We start from the raw sequence: 18,592 nt of genomic DNA on the forward strand, positions 1-18,592 counted from the left end.
TTGATGGTGACGCGGGGAAGGAGGGTCCGTGGGCCAGAACGACCCGCGCCGGCAGATTCCGCGCACCGACCAGTTGCTCGCCCACCCGGAGCTTCGCCACGCACGCAGCCGGCTCGGCGACGACGTGATCCGTTCTACCGTGCGCGACGTGCAGGAACAGGCCCGCCGCGGCGACCTTGCCCCGGGAGACGTGGAAGCGAGGGTCCTGGCCGCGGTAGCTTACCGCGCAGCCTCCTCGCTCAGGCCGGTACTTAACGCCACCGGGGTCATCGTCCATACGAATCTAGGACGCGCTCCGCTCTCCGGCTCCGCCCGGCAAGCGCTGCTCTCGGCGGCAGGTTATGTCGACGTCGAAATGGACTTGCCCACCGGCGGGCGATCGCGGCGCGGGGCCGGTGCGCGGCGGGCTCTGCTGGACGCCTGTCCGGCGGCCGAAGAAGCCCTGGTGGTGAACAATGGCGCCGCGGCCCTGGTGCTGGCGACCACCGCGCTCGCCGGTGCCGGCGAAGTAGTGATCAGCCGCGGTGAGCTCGTAGAGATCGGGGCCGGCTTCAGGCTTCCCGAGCTGATTGAATCGACCGGTGCCCGCTTGCGCGAAGTAGGGACCACCAACCGGACGCACCTGGCGGATTACGCTGCGGCCATCGGCACGCAAACCGGTTGCCTGCTCAAGGTGCACCCCAGCAATTTCCGGGTCAGCGGGTTTACCTCGGGCGTCGGCATCGGCCAGCTACGCTCCCTGGCCGACGAACATCAGGTTCCCTTGGTCGTAGATCTCGGCAGCGGCCTGCTCGCACCGGACCCGATGCTGCCTGGGGAACCAGACATCTCCGGTGCGCTGGCCGCTGGAGCCGACGTCGTCATCGCCAGCGGGGACAAACTTCTGGGCGGCCCCCAAGCAGGACTGGTCTTGGGCCGTGCCGAAGTGATGGCCCGGCTGGCCCGCCATCCCTTGGCGCGGGCGGTGCGGGCGGACAAGCTGACTCTGGCCGCATTGGAAGCGACCATCACCGGCGAACCGACGCCGGTGACGGCTGCGCTGCACGCCGACCCCGTTCGGCTACGCGAACGCGCGGAACGACTGGCGGCCGCCACCGGGGGCCGGGTGGTCCAGCATGACGGAAGGGTCGGAGGCGGGGGAGCGCCCGGGGTTCCGCTGCCGGGCTGGGCAGTCCAACTGCCCGAACCGGTCGCCCGGCGGCTGCGCACGGGGGACCCGGTTGTGTTGCCACGGGTCCACGGCGGCGCCTGCCTGATCGACCTGCGCTGCGTGCCGGAGGCCGACGACGAGCGGCTGGCTGCGGCCGTTCGTGCTGCACTGGCGCACGTCCATGACGGGCCGAGAGCCGCAGGCACCTGAGATGTTCGTGGTGGCCACCGCCGGACACGTCGACCACGGTAAGAGCACCCTGGTTCGGGCGCTCACCGGAATGGAGACCGACCGATGGGCCGAAGAAAGGCGCCGGGGCCTGACCATCGACCTCGGTTTCGCCTGGACGCGGCTGCCGTCGGGCAAGGGCGTGGCATTCGTGGATGTGCCCGGCCACGAGCGGTTCCTCGGAAACATGCTGGCTGGACTTGGACCCGTCCCGGCAGTGTGTTTCGTCGTCGCCGTCGACGAAGGGTGGCAGGCACAAACCAGCGACCACCGCGACGCCATCGCCGCATTTGGCATCAGTCATGGGGTAGTGGTGCTGACCCGCAGTGACCGCGCGCCGGATCGGGCCGGCGAGGTTCTTGCGCGGGTGCGCGCCGAGCTGGCCGGCACCGGGCTGCACAACGCACCGGTGGTCACCGTGTCCGCGGTTGCCGGGACCGGAATCGATCAATTGCGCCGTGTACTGGACCAGATGCTGGATTCTCTACCGCGTCCCGACCCCACGGCCCGGGTTCGCCTATGGATTGACCGTTCGTTCAGCATCAGCGGTGCCGGGACAGTGGTCACCGGGACCCTGGCGGCGGGCACCCTGACCCAGGGAGACCGTTTGCGGATGTACGGCCATCGGGACGTCAGGACGGTGTCTGTGCGGGCTCTGCACAGCCGCAATCAAGCGGTTGCCTCGGTCGGTCCAACCAACCGGGTGGCCGTCAATCTGCGCTCTGGTGTGCCCGCTGATGCCGTGCACCGTGGCGACGTCCTTCTCTCGGAGGACAGCTGGCCGGTTGTGGACACGATCGATGTGCGCCGGACCATGGGTACGCCGTTCGGCGACGTTCCGCGTGAACTGATCGCGCATATTGGCACCGCCGCCGCCCCGTGCCGGCTGCGTTCGTTCGACGGCGACCATGCTCGGCTCGCCTTCGATCGGCAACTGCCGCTTGAGCTCGGGGATCGACTGGTGCTTCGAACAACGGACAGCCGGACGGTGTTGGCGGGGGTGCAAATCCTCGACGTCGACCCGCCGGCCCTCAAACGCCGCGGCGACAGCGCTAAGCGGGCGCAAAGCCTCGCGGTCATGCCTCCCGATGGAGACGCGCTGATCGAAGTCGCCCGCCGCGGTGCGGTCCGCGTGAGCCAATTGCGGCGGATGGGTGTTTCGTCCCTCGGAAAGGTCCCCGACCAGGTGCAGGCATTTGGTCACTGGTGGGTACATCAGCCGGTCTTCGAAGCCTGGCAGCGGCGGCTGCGGCTCTCGGTCGAGGAACTTGCGCAGAAGGACCCGTTGTCGGCCGGCCTGTCCCGCGGCGCCGCCCGGGAGTTGCTGGGCCCGGAAGGCGAAGCATTGCTGGACGCGGTGGTGCGGGAGGCGGGTCTGGAGCACGACGGCGGATTCATTCGCCTCCCGGGAACCCGCAGCGACCTCGGCCCGGCAGAGGCGGCAGTACGCGCGGTGGAGAGCGGCTTGAGCACCCAACCATTCGCCGCGCCGGAGGCCCACGACCTCAAGGATCTGGGACTGGGGGAGCGCGAACTTGCGGCAGCCCAGCGAAGCGGACGCTTGTTGCGGTTGGCGGGCGGCGTAGTCCTGCTTCCACAGGCACCGGCCATGGCGATGCGCGAATTGGCGCGCCTGCCGCAGCCCTTCACCACCAGCGAGGCACGCCAAAGCCTGGGCACCACCAGGCGCGTTGCTGTCCCGCTGCTGGAGCACCTTGACGCGCTGGGATGGACCCGGCGCCTCGACTCCGGCCGCAGGACCCTCGTCCGTCCGGCCCAGGGATAGGCGGCAGGCCGCCGGTCGAAGGCGTCAGCAGCCGGTGAGTTCAGTTAGCAGCCGATAACTAAAGTTTGTCTCAGGCAACTGTCTTCCGGGCCCGGCATTACCAGCCGAAACGCCCTCGTTCCCCGTGTTTCCGGGCTATTTCGGTTGTTGCGTCACGATGACGGCCATGTTTCCCGCGGAGACGGGCCGAGGCTTTAAGGTTGCATCTCGGTAACAACCGGATCTGAAGCGAAGTTTTTATACCCAACCCGGGGGGTTCCGGTTTACGCTCTAATGCGTGTGAGACATGCCACGTTCGGCGGGAAGCTCGTTGAACTTCAGGCGACGGGGTGTATGTCCGTCCTCTGCAGCACTGCCGGGGACCTTTCAGAGACAGAAACAAGGAGGCGGAATGCGTTTCGGACGTACTTCCAAAGCTATCGGTGTCGCGGCTGTTGCAGCCCTGGCCCTGAGCGCCTGCGCGACTTCGGGCGGCGGAAATTCCCCCGAAGGCACGGGCGAGTCCACCGCGGCCGCAGCCGGCGGTTCAATCAGCGTCGCTGAGACCAATGCTTTCAGCTCATTCAACTCGGATTCCGCCACGGGCAACGTCGACATCAACGGCAAAATCGCCTACATGACGCATGGTGGTTTCTACTACGTTGACAATCAGCTCAAGGTGGTACGGAACGAAGAGTTCGGCACGTACGAGAAGGTCTCGGATGACCCGCTCGTGGTGAAGTACACCGTGAACGAAGGCGCGAAGTGGTCGGACGGCAATGCTGTTGACGCCGGAGACCTGCTGCTGAACTGGTTGGTCGAATCGGGCTATGCCAACGACGCCAAGACGGACGAGGAAGGCAACGTCACCAGCGGAACGAACTACTTCGACTTCGCCGGCGATACCAGCGGGCTGGGACTGACTGAGATCCCCGAGGTCAGCGATGACGGCCGGTCGATCACCCTGACGTACTCCAAGCCGTTCGCCGACTGGGAGATCGCTTTCGGCGGACTCAACGACGGCGGCATCGGCCTTCCGGCCCACGTTCTGGCCGAAAAGGCCGGCTTGGCCGATGAGCAGGCGCTCGTCGACATCATCCAGGGCCTGAAGCGTGGAAACCCCGACGAGCCGGCCAAGGAGAACAAGGACCTGAAGGCCGTCGCCGATTTCTGGAATACGGGCTTCGATACGAAATCGCTGCCGACCGATGAGTCGCTATACCTTTCCAGCGGACCGTTCGTCGTTGACTCGATCACTCCGGATCAGTCGATCACCCTGGTTCGCAACGAGTCCTACACCTTCGGGCCGAAGCCGGCAGTTGATGAAGTGACCATCCGCTTCATCGGTGCCGCCCCGGACCAGGTCAGCGCCCTGAAGAACGGCGAGGTGGACATCATCGCCCCGCAGCCTTCGGCAGACACCGTCGAACTGCTGCAAGGCATCGAGGGCGTCACCGTGGACGTCGAGGACCAGCTCGCCTACGACCACATCGACCTCAACTACAAGGGTGTGTTCAAGGAAGCGAACGTCCGCGAGGCCTTCATGAAGGCCATTCCCCGCCAGGCCATTGTTGACCGGATCGTGAAGCCGCTCAAGGCCGACGCCGCACCGCTGGATTCGCAGTTCTTCGTGCCGGCCCAGGATGCGTACGAGGCCTCCGCTGCCAGCAACGGCTCCGGGGACTACAAGGAAGCGGACATCGAGGGTGCCAAGGAGCTCCTTGCAGGCGCCACTCCGGAAGTCCGGATCATGTACAACAAGGACAACCCCAACCGTGCCGACGCCTATGCGCTGATCCAGGAGTCCGCTGAGAAGGCAGGCTTCAAGATTGTCGACGGCGGCCTGGGTGCCTCCGACTGGGGTGCTGCGCTGGGCAACGGAACCTACGACGCGACGATCTTCGGCTGGACCTCGCCTGGTGTGGGTGTCTCCGGCGTTCCGCAGATCTTCAAGACCGATGCCGGCTCCAACTTCAACGGCTTCTCGGAACCGGCAGCCGATAAGCTGATGGACGAGTTGATCGTGACCACCGACTCGGTGGAACAGGACAAGCTCGTCACGCAGATCGACAAGCATGTCTGGGATTCCTTCTACGGGCTCCCGCTGTTCCAGTCCGTGGGCCTTGATGCTTACAACAGCGACCGCATCGAGGGTGTGAAATACCAGCCGAACCAGACAGGCGTCTTCTGGAACTTCTGGGAGTGGAAGGTTAAGTAACCTTCAAGCCTGATCCTAGGCAAAAGCATGCAAGGCGTCGGGACCCTGAATACCTCGGTCCCGACGTCTTGCAGCTTTTATGATCCATTTCCTGCCACAAGTCGTTGGGTTTTCCCAATAGTCGTCAGCCTGCGACTGCATTACGCTCATTTGTGACACCGAGGGATCCACAAGACTTCCAGAACCACATCAGCGAGGTTGAAAAACGCTATGGTGACCTACATTGTGCGGCGGCTTTTTACTGCCGTGCTTATTCTCCTGGGTGCCTCCTTCCTGGTCTACCAATTGACAGCCCTGTCAGGTGACCCCCTCCATGACCTGCGCGAAAGCAATTCACCCAACAAAGAGCAGCTGATCCAACAGCGGATCGCGTTGCTGGACCTCGGCACGCCGGCCCCGATCCGGTACTTCGGCTGGCTGGCCGGCGCGGCCAAGTGCGTCGTTCCCTTCGTCGGACAGTGCGATTTGGGTTATGCGCTGAACGGCCAACCGGTCACCGAGGCCCTGGGCCGGGCCATGGGAATGACGATTCTGCTGGTGACAGCTTCGGCTGTGCTCGCCATCGTCATCGGCGTTTCGCTCGGCATCGTCACGGCACTGCGCCAATACAGCGGGCTGGACTACGGCGTGACCTTCATGGCGTTCCTCTTCTTTTCGCTTCCGGTGTTCTGGGTCGCTGTGCTGCTGAAGGAATTCGGCGCCATCGGCTTCAACAATTTCCTCAGGGATCCGCATATTCCGGTTTCATCGATTCTGATCATTGGAGTCGTCAGTGCCGCGGTGTGGTTCGTCTGTGCCAAGGGAAGCTACCTGAGGAAACTGGGTAGCGCAGGCATAGGCTTCCTGCTGGCCGCCGCGGTGATGTGGGGGCTGTCCGTGACCCAGTGGTTCAAGACACCGGGGCTCGGCTTGGTCGTCATCGTTATCTGCGGCGTAGCGATCGCCTTCGGCATTACCTTGCTGGCCGCCGGCCTGAAGAACCGCAGGGCCCTTTACGCTGCGCTGATCACCGTGGGTATCGGCACCGTCATTTACTTCCCCATCCAAGAACTCCTGGCGCAGGCCACTGGGCTGATGATCTTCTTGCTGGCCCTTGCCACCGTCTTGGTCGGACTGGCTGTCGGCTGGCTGATGGGCGGCTACGACCGCCGCCAGAACATGAACGCCGCAGCGATGACCGCGTTCCTGGTCGGCGGCCTCATCCTGCTGGACCGGTATATGCAGGCCTGGCCCGCGTACTTCAACAACGGCAGAATCAACGGCCGGCCCATTGCCACCATCGGCTCCGAGACGCCGAATCTGCAGGGAGACTTCTGGGTCCATGGGCTGGATACCTTCACCCACCTGCTGCTGCCGACCGTGGCACTGCTGCTGATCTCGTTGGCGTCCTACAGCCGCTACGCACGCTCCTCCATGCTGGAAATCATGAACATGGACTATATCCGCACCGCGAGGGCCAAGGGCTTGAACGAGAGGACCGTGGTCATGCGCCACGCCTTCCGCAACGCGCTGATCCCGATCGCCACGATCGTCGCTTTCGACATCGGCGCTTTGATTGGCGGTGCCGTGATTACCGAGCAGGTGTTCGCGTTTGCCGGCATGGGCCAACTATTCGTCCAGGCCTTGGATCGGACCGATCCCAATCCGGTGATGGGAGTCTTCCTGATCACCGGCGTTCTGGCTTTGGCTTTCAACCTAGTCGCGGACCTGGTTTACTCCGCGCTTGATCCGCGAGTGAGGGTAAAGGCATGAGCACTACGTCAACGAAGCCTGTAGCCGCAACCGACGAGAACAAAGAGGGCCTGAGCCAGGGCCAGATTGTCCGCCGGCGCTTCCTCGGTAATACCGCCGCCGTGATCAGCTTGGTGGTTTTCGCCTTGATCCTGCTGATCGCCTATTCATCGAGCGGAATGTTCGGCCTGCCGGGCTGGTGGAAGTACACGCACAACGGGGTCAACGACCTGGTCAATGGCGGCCGACCCACGCTGCAGCTTTTCCCCTTGAGCCTCGGCGAGCACCCGTTCGGCCAGGACCGGTTGGGCCGCGACACCTTTGCCCAGACCATGCGCGGTGTCCAGATCTCGGTCGCCGTCATGTTCCTCATCGGCCTGGTAGGCGGGACCATCGGCGTCGTGGTAGGGGCATTGTCGGGCTACTTCCGCGGCTGGATTGAAGCCGTGCTGATGCGGCTGACCGACGTTGTCATCGTGATCCCGCTGATCATCATCGCGGCCGTGATGGGTCAGGTGGCTGGTCGCGCCGTAGGCGCCGACGTTCAGCCATACTTCCTGGGCCTGTTCGTGGGCGCCGTCGTTTGGACCGGGCTGGCCCGTCTGGTGCGCGCCGAATTCCTGTCCCTGCGTGAGCGGGAATTCGTCGACGCTGCACGGATCGCCGGCGCATCCAGTGCGCGCATCATCTTCAAGCACATCCTGCCGAACGCCGTCGGCGTCATCATCGTCTCGGTAACCCTGAGCATGTCTGCGGCGATCCTGCTGGAGACCAGCCTGTCCTACATCGGGATGGGGGTTAAGGCGCCGGACGTGTCGCTGGGCTTGCTGATCAGCCAGAACCAGGAAGCGTTCCAAACCCGTCCCTGGCTGTTTTGGTGGCCGGGTATGTTCATCGTGGCCATTTGCCTGTGCATCAACTTCATCGGCGACGGGCTGCGCGACGCCTTCGACCCCCGGCAAAAGAAGTTCAATGCCAAGAGAGCGAAGGCGGCTGCGGTTTCCGCGCACTCCGAGACCGGAACCACTTCGACGACGGGCGTCTAAGATGCGCGCCCGACGCCTTCCCGGCCAGACGCGGTACCGCTCAGCGGGCCAGCGTCACGAGGCTGAGCACTACCAGCACGGCTCCTGCGACGAGCACGGCCCAATTGGGAGTCCGGCCCACCGGGACGCCGTCCGCGTCGCCGATGCTGATCCTGTCCGCGGCCAGGAGTTCCGCCCAGCGCTTCCGGACGTAGTAGGCCGCCGCCCCCGAATCGGAATTTGCGAGATCGCCGGGACGGATCGACTGCGCCGGCCCGTACGTGGTCTCCGGCAGACCCTGGACATGATCGGTGCGAGCGCGGTGGACGCCAAACATCCCGGGAGCGGGAGCGGCCCACGCGCTGTACTTCCCGCGCGGGGTAACCAGGGTCAGCGCGTACTTGGTGTCCACCGTTACCAAGGCGTTCCAGGGCACGGAGATTGTCCGGACTGGGTTGCGCAGCACCACCCCGTCTTCGCCGATCACGACGGCGGGGTACCAGGCCAGCCACCACGTCACGTAAGCGACGGTCAGCAGCGGCCAGGAGCCGAGCAGGCTGTCCGGCCCGTGGGTCAGCACCGAGGACACCAAGCTGACCGCCACGATCGCCCAGACCACGCCGGTGAACCAGATCGCGGAGCGCGGACGGAAGACCGTGGAGCTGGCAGCAGCAGACGTTGTCATGCCCCCATAGTTTCAGGACTGGCCACCAGTTCTCCACTAGCATCAACCAACTGCGACAGGTTGGAAGGGAAAGACCAGCTATGACCGAAATCATTGATCCGACGCTGCCGGTAGGAAGCGTGGAGACGGCTCGCGGTTCAGCCCCCGTCCTGGAGGTCACCAACCTCAGCGTGGACTTCGGCGTGGACAAGGAATGGGTGCCGGCCGCGATCAACCTCACCTACGACGTCAAGGCAGGCGAGGTCCTCGCCATCGTGGGCGAATCCGGTTCCGGCAAGAGCGCCAGTTCCATGGCGTTGCTGGGCCTGTTGCCGTCCAACAGCCGCGCCACGGGGAGCGTGAAGCTCAACGGACGCGAGATCCTGGGACTGAGCAGCTCCAGGCTCCGGCAAGTCCGCGGCAACGACGTCGCCGTGATTTTCCAGGAACCGATGACGGCGATGAACCCCGTGTACACGATCGGGTTCCAGATTGTGGAAACGCTGCGGCTGCACAACGCCATCTCGCCGGAGGAAGCCAAGCAGCGGGCGCTGCGGATGCTGGAGCTGGTCGAGCTGCCCGACCCGGAGAAGGCCTTCCGGTCCTACCCGCACCAGCTTTCCGGCGGCCAGCGGCAGCGCGCCATGATCGCCCAGTCGCTCTCCTGCGATCCCAAACTGCTGATCGCCGATGAACCCACCACCGCCTTGGACGTCACCGTACAGGCCGAGATCCTGGACCTGATGCGCAACCTGCGCAACAAGCTGGACAGTGCGATTGTATTGATCACGCACGACATGGGCGTGGTGGCCGACTTGGCGGACAAGATCGCCGTCATGCGCCGCGGCCGCATCGTGGAGACCGGAACCGCGGTGGAGATTTTCAACAATCCTCAGCACGAGTACACACAGTCCCTGCTGGCCGCCGTGCCCCACTTGGGCGGAGGCTCAGTCGACGACGCCGAAGTGGATATTACAGCGGCCTTGGCCGCGGCGACCGGCGCCTCACTCAGCATCAACGAGACCGAGCTGCAACGGCGCGAACGCGAGAACGCCGAAGCCCTGGCACAGTCACGTCACGAAGTGGCCAGGGGCGAAGCCGTGCTCGAACTGTCCAACGTGGCCATCGAATACCCCAAGCAGGGGCGCGTCCCGGCTTTCCGGGCGGTGGAAGGCGCCAACCTGTCCATCTACCCTGGCCAGGTTGTTGGTCTGGTGGGGGAGTCCGGCTCGGGCAAAACGACCATCGGGCGCGCCGCCGTCGGGCTGCTGCCCGTCGCGGAGGGCTCGCTGCGCGTGGTCGGGCAGGAAATCGCCGGTGCGCGGCCCAAACAGCTGCACGCGCTGCGCCGCCAGGTGGGCATGGTGTTCCAGGACCCGTCGTCCTCGCTGAACCCTCGGCTGCCGATTGGCGAGAGCATTGGCGAACCCATGTACTTGGCCGGCGTCGCCAAGGGGGCCGCCCTGCAGCGGAGGATCGAGGCGCTGTTGGATCAGGTGGAGCTGCCGCGCGCCTACCGCAACCGTTATCCGCACGAACTCTCCGGCGGCCAGAAGCAACGCGTGGGCATCGCCCGGGCACTGTCGCTGGAGCCCAAGCTGATGGTGGCGGACGAACCCACTTCCGCACTGGACGTGTCGGTCCAGGCCACGGTGCTGGAGCTGTTCCAAAATCTGCAGCAGGAACTGGGGTTCGCCTGCCTGTTCGTCACGCATGATCTGGCCGTCATCGACGTGCTGGCCGACCGTATTTGCGTCATGCGGCACGGCCGGATCGTTGAGCAGGGCACCCGGGACGAGATTCTGCGCAACCCGCAGGAACTGTACACCCAGCGGCTGCTGGCGGCCGTGCCGTTGCCCGATCCCGAGAAGCAGCGCGAACGCCGCGAGCTGCGGGCCCTGCTGCTGGCTGCCGGCGACTGAGTCACCTTGGAATTCTGCCATCCATAGTGTTGCGCCCCTGCCCATGATGAAATGACGGGCAGAGGTTCAGCCCGAACCCGGCCGGTGCGGTCAGTTGAGCGCACCGGCCGGGTTATCTTTCACATCAGGAGTGTCAGTGGTTCGCAGCATGAACATCGAGGCGATCGAAAACGGCATCGGCGTCAGCTGGTCCAAGGTCGAGGACTTCCTGGCCGGCATCGACGCCACAACGCTCAGCCACAAGGAGATTGCCCAGGCCTTGAATGAGTCCGGTTTGGCCGAGGGCTGGTGGGCACAATCGGCGACAGTGGCCTTCGAGCAGCAGATCGGCCGGCGCCAGCCGGGCCAGGACTGCGACGGCGAGTTCCAGGCCTCGGTGAGCAAGACGGTACGCGGCAGCATGGACCAGGCGCGGGATAAGTGGGTTGCCGTGGTCGGCGGCGCCGAGGAATTCTCGGGCATTGCGGTGACCCGGGGGCCCGAGTTGAGTGATACCGCGAAATGGCGCTACTGGCGTTGCGGTTTGGCGGACGGTTCCCGGGTCAATGTGCACATCTACGAGAAGGCCGCAGGCAAGGCCTCCGTGGGCCTACAGCATGAACGGCTGGAGTCGGTCGAGCAGCTCGATCACTGGCGTCTGTTCTGGAAGGCCAAGCTAGGCGAGCTGGCCTGACAGCGGCCCTAGGGCACTGGAAGCCGGGGAACTAACGGGAGTCCGCCTGGTCGCCTGAAGCCGGGCGTGGACTCCCGCGGTCCCGGACGCCTGTCCAGACGAATTCCAGCAAGCACGCTGCGGAGAGGATGACCACGAAGGCGATCACGGTCTTCGGCTCGTCAACCAGTGTCGTCATGGTGAAGACGACGAGTGTGCCCAAGGTGGCGACAAGGGCAACGACGAGCACGATCAAGCTCGCGTGCGTTTCTCGATAGGTCTTGAAATGGGAGGCCGTGACCGCGGAGAAAATCAGGAGTGCGACCGCGCTGCCGAGCGAGGCGATGCTGTTCAGGTCGAGCGCGGTGATCATGAAGATCGTGAGCAGGGCCATGACCACCAGGCCGACCGGTGCGCGGCGGCCGATCTGACGGCCGAATGCACGGGGGAACTGCCCGGTCTCAGCCAGGTGACGAGTCATCCCGGTCGACGGGTAGAGGCTCGCATTCACCGCGCCAGCCGTGGAGAACAACGCGGTGATCACCATCAGGACGTAACCCGCCTGGCCCAGCGTCGGCTTTGCTGCCTCCGCCATGGCCGTCGCGCCGTACTCGACGACCTGGTCGGCAGTGAGTGTTCCGAACACGCCCAGCGACACCGCTACATAGACGGTGGTAGCAATCGCCAGGGCAAGATAAATGGCCCGAGGGAGCTGCCGGACGGGATGGGGAAGATCCTTCGCCGTGAACGTGATGACGCCGAACCCGAGGAACGCGAAGAACGTCAGGGCGACACTCGAAATGATCTCGCGGAGACCCGGGTATCCAGCAGGGTTCAGCAACGAGGGGTCCCAGTTCATGATTGTCACAATCGCGAACAGGCTGAGGATCGCCAACACGACCTTGACGATGAGCGATTGCACTCTCGCCACCGCGGTGGACCCGACGATGTTGAGCAAGGTCATGACGATGACGAGCCCGACTGCGAAGGCGACCGCCCACCCGGGGTTGTCGTTCGCCACGACGGCGCTCGCGTATCCTCCGAAGGAGGTCGCCACCATCGCAGCGACAATCGCACCCGTCATGTAGAACAACCACGACACGATGCCCGTGATGTGGCCTTCGCCAAATCCCTTCGCGAGGTAGGTGAGCATCCCGCCCGAGGAAGGGTAGCTCGAACCGAGCCTGGCGAACGAGTACCCCTGCAGTGCACAGATCGCGCCAGCGATGAGGAACGACAGCCATACCGCCGGGCCCGCGACGGCACCGGCGGCACCCAGCAACGCGAATATCCCCGCGCCGACCATGGCGCCAACACCGATGAAGGAGGCCTGGAGTACCGTCATCGGCTTCTTCGGAGCATCGGCCGTTGCCGGCCCTTTGTCGTTCATTGCCGTGCCGCGATCTTGTAGCTTGCGCCCTCGTGACTTTCGAGCGGGTTGACTCCCATGAGTCGACCACGCGCCGCTTGGTAGACGCATCATCCGTATTGGGTGAGAACCCCTAGTACATGAGTAGCTACATTGACCCATCGCGGGCGGAGCGGGGCACCGGTGCCGCTGAAGACCGGCCAGGAGGCATCGCCGGCGCGTTTGGGGCTCGCCGGCCACACCGCAGGAAGCCTCATCTGCCCTTCCGCTGGTATCCAACGCGGAAGAGATCACCCCGGTCGGGCGATGCCGGACGAGCGAAGGTTCTGGGACGATCCTGAGCATCAGATCGGTACCTCGACGTCACCGGTGATCAACAGGGGTGAACGTGGGGGCATCGTCGAGGTGGTTTACCTGGAGGTGGACACCATGGAGCGGTTGAGATCGGATCCTCACGGGACCGCAAGGCTCCGGACCGCGATGCCCCGGCCGAGGAGGTCTTGATGAGCACCGCAGGCTCCTCTGCCGGCCGCGTCGGCGCTTCGGGCACGCCCGGCGCCAAGCCTCCCGCCGTCGCCTACATCTCGTGGGTCGCGCTCGCGCTGATGACCACGGCCTCGGTGGCGAGTCTCAGGCCCGCGCCGACCATGGCGGTGTACGGGCTGGCAGCGGTCTTCCTGTACCTTGTGCCGGCCATCGTCTTCCTGCTGCCGACCTCGCTGGTCTCGGCGGAGCTGGCATCGGGGTGGAAGGGCGGCGTCTACAACTGGGTGGCCACCGGCATCTCGAAGCCGATGGGCTTCCTCGCCGTCTGGTGCCAGTTCGCGATGACCATCTTCTACTATCCGACCCTTCTCGGGTTCGTCGCGTCAACGCTCGCCTACGTGATCAACCCCGACCTCGCGAGCAACGGCGTCTGGACCGCGCTGGTGATCATGGTCTGCTACTGGTCCGGCGTGTTCATCTCGTCGCGAGGCACCAAGGGCGTCGCCGGCCTTGCCGGCGCCGGCCTGATCATCGGAACGCTGATTCCCGGTACCCTGCTGGTGGTCCTCGGCGCCGTCTACCTTGGCCAGGGAAACCCGTCTGCGGCGCCCATGACCGCAGCCAACTTCTTCCCCCAGTGGGCCGGCCTCGCGAGCCTTGTGCTTATCGTCAACAACTTCCTGTCGTACAGCGGCATGGAGATGAACGCCGTGCACGTGTCGTCGTTGCGCAAGCCCGACAAGGAGTTCCCGAAGGCGATCTTCCTCTCGATGGGCCTGGTGCTGCTGATCTTCATCCTGCCGGCGCTGGCCATCAGCTGGATCGTGCCGGCAGATCAACTCTCGCTCACCGCGGGGGTCATGCAGGCGTTCGACGCGGTGCTCGCCGTGTTCAGCTGGCAATGGCTCACCCCGATCATCGGGATCGCGCTGGTAGCTGCCTCGCTCGGTGGCATGCTGACTTGGCTCGCCGGGCCCTCGAAGGGCCTGCTGCTCATCTCGCGCCAAGAGGGGTATCTTCCCCCCTTCCTGCAGAAGCTGAACAAGAACGGCGTGCAGCAGAACCTCCTCGTGACGCAGGGGCTCGTCACCACGGTGATCGCCCTCGGCTACGCGCTTATCCCTAACGTATCGAGCGCATACTGGATCTTCTCGGTGATCACCACGCAGGTGTACCTGATCATGTACCTGCTCATGTTCGTGGCAGCCGTGCGCCTGCGGCGTAGCCACCCGGACCACCCGCGCGGGTACCGCGCCCCGATGCTTATCAGCCTGTGCGGAGTCGGCTTCGCGGCCTCGCTCGCCGCTCTGCTCGTCGGGTTCATCCCGCCGTCGCAGTTCGGCGGCGGCAACCCGTGGGTCTACTTCGTGATCGTCGCCGGCGGGGCGCTCGGCCTCGGGCTGCTCATACCCTGGCTGTTCTACCGGTTCCGGAAGCCGTCGTGGAAGTTGCCGGATGTCGCTAGTGAGTCGGAGGAGGCGGAGCAATGAGCACAGGAGCCGAGCAACAGAGCCCTCGCCACCGGTCGGTGCTGTACGTCGTCGTGACGGTCGTGCTGGTGATCCTCGCCGTATGGGCGGTGATTGCGTTCAGCACCGCACGCGAGAGCCAGCGGGCTGAGGAGAAAGCTACCGAACTTGTTCAAGTACTCCAAGACGCCGGCGCGACGGCTGCGCCCTCGCCGGAGGTAGTGGCCCGTGTGCTCGGCGACGACGGCGGCGCCGTTTGCGCAGACCCCAACCGGGCACTCAGCCGCTCGACGCTTTACGGACTGCTCACGAACGGTGCAAGCGGGCCGGGCATCCGCCCGGTCTTGGTAGACAACGCCGTCTTCCGGGGGCAGCTGGCGATCATCAAGGTCTATTGCCCCGATGAGCTGAAGGAGTTCCAGCAGTTCGTCGACAGCCTTAATACGACCGACTCGGCGAACGGATGACGAAGGTGGACCTACGTACTCGCGTCAGCGAGCTGATGCCGGCTGTGCGCGCGGAGCTCTCCGAGATCGTGGCCATACCGTCGGTGGCCGATCCGCGCCAGTTCCCGCCCGAGGAATGCACGAGGGCGGCGGGGTGGGTGCGCGATAAGTTCACCGAACTCGGCTTCGCGGACGCACGTCTTGAACTCACCCCCGATGGCAGCCAAGCGGTCGTAGGGCGGCGCATCGCCGCCGACCCGGATGCCCCGACGGTGTTGTTGTACGCGCACTATGACGTGCAGCCGCCGCTCGATGAGTCCGCGTGGCGCACGCCCCCGTTCGAGCTCACCGAGGCCGACGGCCGCTGGTACGGACGCGGGGCAGCAGACTGCAAAGGCAACATCGTCATGCACCTGCTTGCGCTGCGAGCGCTCGGCGACGACATTCCCGTGAACCTGAAACTCGTCGTCGAGGGTTCCGAGGAGCAGGGGACGGGTGGGCTTGAGGCCTTCGTGGAAGCCAATCCCGATGTGCTGCGGGCGGACACCATCCTGGTGTGCGACACCGGCAACGCCGCGGTCGGTCGGCCCGCCGCGACCGTCAGCCTGCGCGGCATGGCGAACGTGGTCGTCACCGTGCAGGCGCTCGCCTCCGAGCTGCACTCGGGCATGTTCGGTGGACCGGCACCCGACGCGCTGGCGGCCCTCATCGAAATGCTCGCTGACCTCCGCGATGAGAAGGGCAACACGACGATCGCGGGACTCGACGCGACACGGACATGGCAGGGCGGGCCTTATCCGTCCGAGCAATTCCGTACCGACGCCGGCGTGCTAGATGGAGTGGAACTGCTCGGCGACGGAACTGTCTCGGACATGCTGTGGGCGCGCCCCGCCGTGACGGTGCTGGGCATCGACTGCCCTCCCGTGACTGGCTCATCGGCCGCGATCGTGCCGCGCGCCGCCGCCCGTCTCAACCTCCGGATACCGCCAGGTACCGAGGCGAACGAGGCCCACGACGCGCTGGTCGCGCAGTTGCGTGGCAATGCCCCCTGGGGTGTGGACGTCGACGTGCGCACCGAAGCGATCGGCTCGCCGTTCGAGGCGTCCGTCGACGGACCGGGGTTCCGGGCGATGGGCGCTGCAATGCAGGAGGCGTACGGCACGCCGATGACCATGCTCGGGCAGGGAGGATCCATCCCGCTGTGCAATGTGCTCGCAGACACGTATCCGGAAGCGGAGATCATCCTGATGGGAGTGGAGGAGCCGCTCGCGCTGATTCACGCACCGAACGAAAGCGTGGACCCGGCGGAAATCGAGCGCCTGGCACTGAGCTTGGCGTTGTTCCTGCGCGGGTACGGTGCCTGACCTCCGGCGCCCGACGCTGATTTTTGGCACCGTGATCGGCTACGGCTCCGGTCTCCGTTAGGCCATCAGTGGCACGGCGGATTACAATGGAGTGCCTACCCGCATCCGGGCACGGCGCTGGCTGTCCGATATTAGGCCCAGGTTCCATGTAATCCACGGAAGAGTAATCCCGCATGTCTGAAACCACCGCATCGACGCAGAGCGCCGTTCGCAGCGACCTTCGCAACGTCGCCATCGTAGCCCACGTCGACCACGGGAAGACCACCCTCGTGGACGCCATGCTGAAGCACACAGGTGCCTTCTCCAGCCACGGCGAAACCGAAGAGCGCGTCATGGACTCCGGGGAACTGGAACGTGAAAAGGGCATTACCATCCTGGCCAAGAACACCACCGTGTTCTACTCCGGCCCGGCCGCCCAAGGCGAGACGATCACCATCAGCGTGATCGACACCCCGGGCCACGCCGACTTCGGCGGCGAGGTGGAGCGAGGCCTGTCCATGGTGGACGGCGTGGTCCTGCTGGTTGATGCTTCCGAGGGCCCGCTGCCGCAGACCCGTTTTGTACTGCGCAAGGCGCTGGCCGCCAAGCTCCCCGTCATCCTGGTGGTCAACAAGACCGACCGTCCGGACGCACGGATTGACGCCGTCGTTGCCGAGGGGATGGATCTGCTGCTGGGCCTGGCCTCCGACTTGGCCGACGAAGTTCCGGACCTGGATCTGGACGCCGTCCTCAACGTTCCCGTGGTCTACGCCTCCGGCAAGGCCGGCCGCGCCTCGCTGACCCAGCCCGCCGATGGCACGCTGCCGGAGGACGAGGACCTGGAGCCGCTGTTCGCCACCATCATGGAGCACGTCCCCGCCCCGTCCTACAACCCGGACGGCGTGCTGCAGGCCCACGTGACCAACCTTGACGCTTCCCCCTTCCTGGGCCGCCTGGCGCTGCTGCGCATCTACAACGGCACCCTGCAGAAGGGCCAGACCGTGGCCTGGGCCCGCCAGGACGGCCAGTTGAAGAACGTTCGGATCTCCGAACTGCTGGCCACCAAGGGACTGACCCGTGTTCCCGCAGAATCGGCCGGCCCGGGCGAGATTGTCGCCGTCGCCGGCATTGAGGAAATCACCATCGGTGAAACCCTGACCGACGCCGAGAACCCGCAGCCGCTGCCGCTCATCAAGGTGGACGATCCGGCCATCTCGATGACCATCGGCATCAACACCTCGCCGCTGGCCGGTAGGGTCAAGGGCGCCAAGGTGACCGCCCGCCAGGTCAAGGACCGGTTGGACAAGGAGCTGGTGGGCAACGTCTCGCTGAAGGTGCTGCCGACCGAGCGCCCGGACGCCTGGGAAGTCCAGGGCCGCGGCGAGCTGGCACTGGCCATCCTGGTGGAGCAGATGCGCCGCGAAGGCTTCGAGCTGACCGTGGGCAAGCCCCAGGTGGTCACCAAGACCATCGACGGCAAGGTCCACGAACCGATGGAGCACATGACCATCGACGTGCCCGAGGAGTACCTCGGCGCCGTCACCCAGCTGCTGGCCGCCCGCAAGGGCCGGATGGTCAACATGGCCAACCACGGCACCGGCTGGGTCCGGATGGAATTCATTGTTCCGGCCCGCGGCCTGATTGGTTTCCGCACCCGGTTCATGACCGAAACCCGGGGCGCCGGCATCGCCGCGTCCATCTCCGAGGGCTACGAGCCGTGGGCCGGGCCGATCGAGTACCGCACCAACGGCTCGATGGTGGCCGACCGGGCCGGCGTGGTCACCCCGTTCGCGATGATCAACCTGCAGGAACGCGGTTCCTTCTTCGTGCAGCCCACCTCGGAGGTCTACGAAGGCATGATCGTCGGCGAGAACTCGCGCGCGGATGACATGGACGTGAACATTACCAAGGAAAAGAAGCTCACCAACATGCGTGCCGCTTCCTCCGACAGCTTCGAGAACCTCACTCCGCCGCGGAACCTCACGCTGGAAGAGTCCCTCGAGTTCGCCCGCGAGGACGAGTGCGTGGAGGTCACTCCGGAGTCGATCCGCATCCGGAAGCTGGTCCTGGACGCCAACGAGCGGCTCAAGGCCGCCCGTGCGCGCGCCAGGGCATAAACTGGAC

The 18,592-nt window shown here is 65.2% G+C and carries 13 protein-coding genes; 11 read left to right on the plus strand and 2 right to left on the minus strand.

From position 1 onward, the window contains the following. The first annotated feature begins 28 nt into the window (after positions 1 to 28). The 5 genes from selA to MNQ99_RS06350 all read left to right on the plus strand — a co-directional run bounded on the left by selA (position 29) and on the right by MNQ99_RS06350 (position 8,138). Positions 29 to 1,360, plus strand: coding sequence for an L-seryl-tRNA(Sec) selenium transferase (selA, locus tag MNQ99_RS06330; protein ID WP_241914836.1), 1,332 nt, complete (start codon positions 29 to 31; stop codon positions 1,358 to 1,360). A gap of 1 nt (position 1,361) precedes the next feature. Next, positions 1,362 to 3,164, plus strand: a complete 1,803-nt coding sequence (gene selB, locus MNQ99_RS06335; protein ID WP_241915285.1) for a selenocysteine-specific translation elongation factor — start codon at positions 1,362 to 1,364, stop codon at positions 3,162 to 3,164. 391 nt (positions 3,165 to 3,555) lie between these two features. Next, positions 3,556 to 5,361: an ABC transporter family substrate-binding protein gene (locus tag MNQ99_RS06340; RefSeq protein WP_127511260.1), complete on the plus strand. Its 1,806-nt coding sequence runs from the start codon at positions 3,556 to 3,558 to the stop codon at positions 5,359 to 5,361. 210 nt (positions 5,362 to 5,571) lie between these two features. Further along, positions 5,572 to 7,113 (plus strand): ABC transporter permease, encoded by a 1,542-nt coding sequence (locus tag MNQ99_RS06345; protein WP_127511261.1) that lies wholly within the window; start codon positions 5,572 to 5,574, stop codon positions 7,111 to 7,113. Then, positions 7,110 to 8,138, plus strand: a complete 1,029-nt coding sequence (locus tag MNQ99_RS06350) for an ABC transporter permease (protein WP_127511262.1) — start codon at positions 7,110 to 7,112, stop codon at positions 8,136 to 8,138. Before MNQ99_RS06345 ends, MNQ99_RS06350 begins: the two co-directional genes overlap by 4 nt. A gap of 40 nt (positions 8,139 to 8,178) precedes the next feature. Here the strand turns inward: MNQ99_RS06350 and MNQ99_RS06355 are convergent, their stop codons facing one another. Continuing rightward, positions 8,179 to 8,802 carry a PH domain-containing protein gene (locus MNQ99_RS06355; protein WP_127511263.1) on the minus strand — a complete coding sequence of 208 codons (624 nt, stop codon included), beginning with the start codon at positions 8,800 to 8,802 and terminating at the stop codon, positions 8,179 to 8,181. Between the two features lie 80 nt (positions 8,803 to 8,882). On the opposite strand from MNQ99_RS06355, the gene MNQ99_RS06360 reads away from it, so the two are divergent. Together MNQ99_RS06360 and MNQ99_RS06365 are read left to right on the plus strand one after the other, a co-directional pair. Beyond that, positions 8,883 to 10,703: an ABC transporter ATP-binding protein gene (locus MNQ99_RS06360; protein ID WP_127511264.1), complete on the plus strand. Its 1,821-nt coding sequence runs from the start codon at positions 8,883 to 8,885 to the stop codon at positions 10,701 to 10,703. A gap of 136 nt (positions 10,704 to 10,839) precedes the next feature. Next, complete coding sequence (locus tag MNQ99_RS06365) at positions 10,840 to 11,376, plus strand: hypothetical protein (protein ID WP_241914837.1); 537 nt, start codon at positions 10,840 to 10,842, stop codon at positions 11,374 to 11,376. A 31-nt stretch (positions 11,377 to 11,407) separates the two neighbouring features. Here the strand turns inward: MNQ99_RS06365 and MNQ99_RS06370 are convergent, their stop codons facing one another. Then, positions 11,408 to 12,745 (minus strand): APC family permease, encoded by a 1,338-nt coding sequence (locus MNQ99_RS06370; RefSeq protein ID WP_127511266.1) that lies wholly within the window; start codon positions 12,743 to 12,745, stop codon positions 11,408 to 11,410. Positions 12,746 to 13,227: 482 nt separating this feature from the next. Here MNQ99_RS06370 and gadC point away from each other — a divergent pair, with 482 nt between their 5' ends. The 4 genes from gadC (at position 13,228) to typA (ending at position 18,585) form a co-directional block, all read left to right on the plus strand. Further along, positions 13,228 to 14,700 (plus strand): glutamate/gamma-aminobutyrate antiporter GadC, encoded by a 1,473-nt coding sequence (gene gadC / locus MNQ99_RS06375; RefSeq protein ID WP_241914838.1) that lies wholly within the window; start codon positions 13,228 to 13,230, stop codon positions 14,698 to 14,700. Next, positions 14,697 to 15,146: a hypothetical protein gene (locus tag MNQ99_RS06380; protein ID WP_241914839.1), complete on the plus strand. Its 450-nt coding sequence runs from the start codon at positions 14,697 to 14,699 to the stop codon at positions 15,144 to 15,146. Before gadC ends, MNQ99_RS06380 begins: the two co-directional genes overlap by 4 nt. After that, a complete protein-coding gene (locus tag MNQ99_RS06385) occupies positions 15,143 to 16,489 on the plus strand; it encodes a dipeptidase (protein ID WP_241914840.1) in 1,347 nt (448 codons plus the stop codon). The genes MNQ99_RS06380 and MNQ99_RS06385 overlap by 4 nt, the downstream gene beginning before the upstream one ends. A 173-nt stretch (positions 16,490 to 16,662) precedes the next feature. Further along, positions 16,663 to 18,585, plus strand: a complete 1,923-nt coding sequence (gene typA, locus MNQ99_RS06390) for a translational GTPase TypA (RefSeq protein WP_241914841.1) — start codon at positions 16,663 to 16,665, stop codon at positions 18,583 to 18,585. Positions 18,586 to 18,592: the final 7 nt, after the last annotated feature.

Source organism: Arthrobacter sulfonylureivorans (genome assembly GCF_022637435.1).
Taxonomy (GTDB): Bacteria; Actinomycetota; Actinomycetes; order Actinomycetales; family Micrococcaceae; genus Crystallibacter; species Crystallibacter sulfonylureivorans.

Coding starts and splice junctions, on each gene's coding strand:
- selB (WP_241915285.1), top strand. CDS start 1,362: ATGTTCGTGGTGGCCACCGCCGGACACGTCGACCACGGTAAGAGCACC.
- MNQ99_RS06340 (WP_127511260.1), top strand. CDS start 3,556: ATGCGTTTCGGACGTACTTCCAAAGCTATCGGTGTCGCGGCTGTTGCA.
- MNQ99_RS06345 (WP_127511261.1), top strand. CDS start 5,572: ATGGTGACCTACATTGTGCGGCGGCTTTTTACTGCCGTGCTTATTCTC.
- MNQ99_RS06350 (WP_127511262.1), top strand. CDS start 7,110: ATGAGCACTACGTCAACGAAGCCTGTAGCCGCAACCGACGAGAACAAA.
- MNQ99_RS06355 (WP_127511263.1), bottom strand. CDS start 8,802: ATGACAACGTCTGCTGCTGCCAGCTCCACGGTCTTCCGTCCGCGCTCC.
- MNQ99_RS06360 (WP_127511264.1), top strand. CDS start 8,883: ATGACCGAAATCATTGATCCGACGCTGCCGGTAGGAAGCGTGGAGACG.
- MNQ99_RS06370 (WP_127511266.1), bottom strand. CDS start 12,745: ATGAACGACAAAGGGCCGGCAACGGCCGATGCTCCGAAGAAGCCGATG.
- gadC (WP_241914838.1), top strand. CDS start 13,228: ATGAGCACCGCAGGCTCCTCTGCCGGCCGCGTCGGCGCTTCGGGCACG.
- MNQ99_RS06380 (WP_241914839.1), top strand. CDS start 14,697: ATGAGCACAGGAGCCGAGCAACAGAGCCCTCGCCACCGGTCGGTGCTG.
- MNQ99_RS06385 (WP_241914840.1), top strand. CDS start 15,143: ATGACGAAGGTGGACCTACGTACTCGCGTCAGCGAGCTGATGCCGGCT.
- typA (WP_241914841.1), top strand. CDS start 16,663: ATGTCTGAAACCACCGCATCGACGCAGAGCGCCGTTCGCAGCGACCTT.